At 74.7% G+C, this 2727-nt stretch carries 4 protein-coding genes; all 4 read right to left on the bottom strand.

Annotated elements, in window-relative coordinates:
- Positions 1 to 339, bottom strand: a 339-nt coding sequence (locus tag ABZ914_RS49735) for a group I truncated hemoglobin (protein ID WP_500201579.1), incomplete at its 3' end; no start/stop codon positions are given.
- A gap of 97 nt (positions 340 to 436) precedes the next feature.
- Positions 437 to 844, bottom strand: a complete 408-nt coding sequence (locus tag ABZ914_RS49730; RefSeq protein ID WP_500201578.1) for a hypothetical protein — start codon at positions 842 to 844, stop codon at positions 437 to 439.
- Positions 841 to 1500: a TetR/AcrR family transcriptional regulator gene (locus ABZ914_RS49725; RefSeq protein ID WP_500201577.1), complete on the bottom strand. Its 660-nt coding sequence runs from the start codon at positions 1498 to 1500 to the stop codon at positions 841 to 843. Before ABZ914_RS49725 ends, ABZ914_RS49730 begins: the two co-directional genes overlap by 4 nt.
- Before the next feature lie 41 nt (positions 1501 to 1541).
- Positions 1542 to 2727 (bottom strand): ABC transporter permease (locus ABZ914_RS49720; RefSeq protein WP_500201576.1); only part of this gene is annotated, 1186 nt, incomplete at its 5' end.

The raw sequence follows: 2727 nt of genomic DNA, 5'->3' as shown, positions 1-2727 counted from the left end.
GTCGTCCGCGAGCGGCGCCACCACCGCGACGATCTCGGCGTTGGTGGCGTCCGGGACGCCCGCGGCGGCGAGCGCGGCCACGAGGTGGCCCGCCACCTTGTCGAAGTGGGCGCGCTCGATGCCGCGGCCGAGGTGGACGTCCTTCATGGAGGCGCCGCCGTAGACCATCGGCCCGCCGAGCGCCTGCCCGAAGAACTCGACCTGGCGGCCCTTCAGCCGGGCGAGGTTCGTCCCGGCGAAGAAGCCCTTCAGCTCGTCGTCGGCGAGGATGCGGACGTACAGGTCGTCGACCACGGCGGTCAGCGCGGCCTCTCCTCCGATGGAGTCGTAGATGCTCATGCGTCGAGGACAGCGTCCGGCCTTTTCGCCGCCGTTGCGGGCCCGTTAGCGCTGCGGTACGAAGCGCGCACGGGGCGTCACGGGCGCGGTGAGGGCGTCAGCCCGTCATGAGGTGGCGGTGCACGAGGGGGCCGACGCCGGCGATGACGACGAACAGGCCGGCGGCGACGTAGAGGTCGCCGTGGGGCGTCGACCGCAGCAGGTACGAGGCGAGGAGCGCGGCGGCGAGCAGCACGCCCTTGGCGGCGACCGCGCGGGCGAGCGACAGGCGCGGCCCCTCCTGCGGGCGTCCCGCCGTGCGGCGCTTCTGGACGAGGTGCAGCAGCGGCACGCCGACGAAGAGCAGCAGCCCGAACTTGAGGGCGTGCTCCCACACGGGCTGGCCCGCGTTCCAGGCCCAGACGGCGCCCATGATCAGGCCCGCCATCAGGTAGACCCGCTTGGTCGATCGGGGGCCGGCCAGGGCGGCGGCACGGCGGGGCAGGGGAAGGTCCTGACGGGTCACGACTGCTCCTCGGACGACGGGTCGGGGGTGTTGGCGATGCCGACGAACAGCCACCGCATCGCCTGGCGGAGCAGGTCGTCCGGCACGCTCGGCGGGTCGAGGCGGCGCTGCCGCAGCAGGCCCTGGAACATCGCGCTCGCGACCGTGGCGACGGTGGCGGCCGGGACCCGGCCGGAGGCGCCGACGCGCGCGAGCACCGGCTCCATGAGCTCCGCGAGGGCCGCCTGCGGCTCGCGTTGCGCGGCGGCCAGCGCCTCCTTCATCTGCGGGTTCCGCATGGCGTAGAGCCACAGCTCGGCCTGCAGGAGGGGCAGGTCGTCGTCCTTGTCGGCGGCCTCCAGGAAGAACCGGCCGAGCGCCGTCTCCGGGTCCTCGGTCCCGGCCTGCACGGCCTCGACGGTCTGCCTTCCCCGCTCGACCCGCGCCCTGGCGCCGCCGGCCATCAGCTCGAGGAACAGCTCCTCCTTGCCGCCGAAGTTGGAGTACAGGGCGCCGATCGAGTAGCCCGCCGCCTCGGCGATCTCCTCGACCGACGCCCCCGCGTACCCCTTGCGGGCGAACGTGCGCGCCGCCGCGTCCAGCAAGCGCCGCCGGGTGCGCGCCTTCGCCTCGGCGCGGGTCAGCCGCCTCGGTTTCTCATCACTGTCGCTATCCACATAGCGGACCATATTCAGATAGTGCTCACTATGTCAATTGCTCAGGGCGCCGCCAGCGCCTCCGTGGGCGACAGGCGGGACGCCCGGATCGCCGGGTAGAGGCCCGCGACCGCGCCGATGACCAGCGTCGCGGCGACGCCGCCGAGCACCGCCCAGGCCGGGATCACGATCGGCCACCCCTGGTACGCGGCGTAGCCGCCGGTGACGAGCGCGCCGATCGCGGCGCCGCCGAGCCCGCCGAGCGCCGACAGCAGCAGCGACTCCGCGAGGAACTGGGTACGGATCTGGCCGCGGGTCGCGCCGAGCGAGCGGCGCAACCCGATCTCCGCCCGGCGCTCCAGCACCGAGATGACCATCGTGTTGGCCACCCCGACCCCGCCGACCAGCAGCGCCACCGCGCCGACGCCGAGCAGCAGCCCGGTGAACGCCTCCCCCGCCGCCTTCTTCGCGGCGAGCGCGTCCGACGGCCGCGACACCTGCACCTCGTTCGGCGCCTCCGGGTTCGCGGTCGCGCCGAGCACCTCCCGGACCTGCTCGACGCTCGCGTCCCGCGACCGGGTGTAGATCGTGGTCGCGTGGCCGTCGAACCCCAGCCGCGCCTGCGCCGCCGGCCAGCCGACCAGCGCCGCCGCGTCCAGCTCCGGCGCGAGCGGCGCCGGTTCGAGGATGCCGACCACAGTGAACCACTTGCCGCCGACCAGCACCTGGACGTCCGTCCCGGCGTGCCCGATGCCGAGCCGGTCCGCGGCGGACGAGCCGAGCACCACCGCCGGGAAGTCCTGCGTCGCCGCGGTCAGCCACACCCCGCTGCGCAGCCGCGCGCCGGTCGCGGCGCGCAGGTCCGTGCGGGCCGCGTAGGCGGCGATCCCGTTGGTCTGCGCCTTCGGGACCTTCCCGTTCCGGTACACCTTCGCCCCGTCCAGCAGCCCGATCGCCGACACCTGCTCGACCGGCCGGATCCGCCCGACCATCTCCTCGGCCTCCAGCGGGAGCTGGGCCTGCCCGCCGGTCAGCGTGTTCCCGGGCGTGACCGTGAGCAGGTTGGTGCCGAGCGCCGCGAGCGCGCGGTCGAGGTCGGCGCGCGACGAGGACGACACCCCGACGACCGCGACCATCGCGGCGATCCCGATCGCGATGCCGAGCGCGGACAGGAACGCCCGCATCGGCCGCGTCCGCAGCCCCACCGCGCCGACCTTCAGCACGTCGCCCGGCCCGAGCCGGGCCGGG

The organism is Spirillospora sp. NPDC046719, from assembly GCF_040645715.1.
In the GTDB taxonomy this organism is placed as follows: Bacteria; Actinomycetota; Actinomycetes; order Streptosporangiales; family Streptosporangiaceae; genus Spirillospora.
Note: the sequence above shows the minus strand (reverse complement) of the source record. Positions and strands in the feature narration are given on the sequence as shown.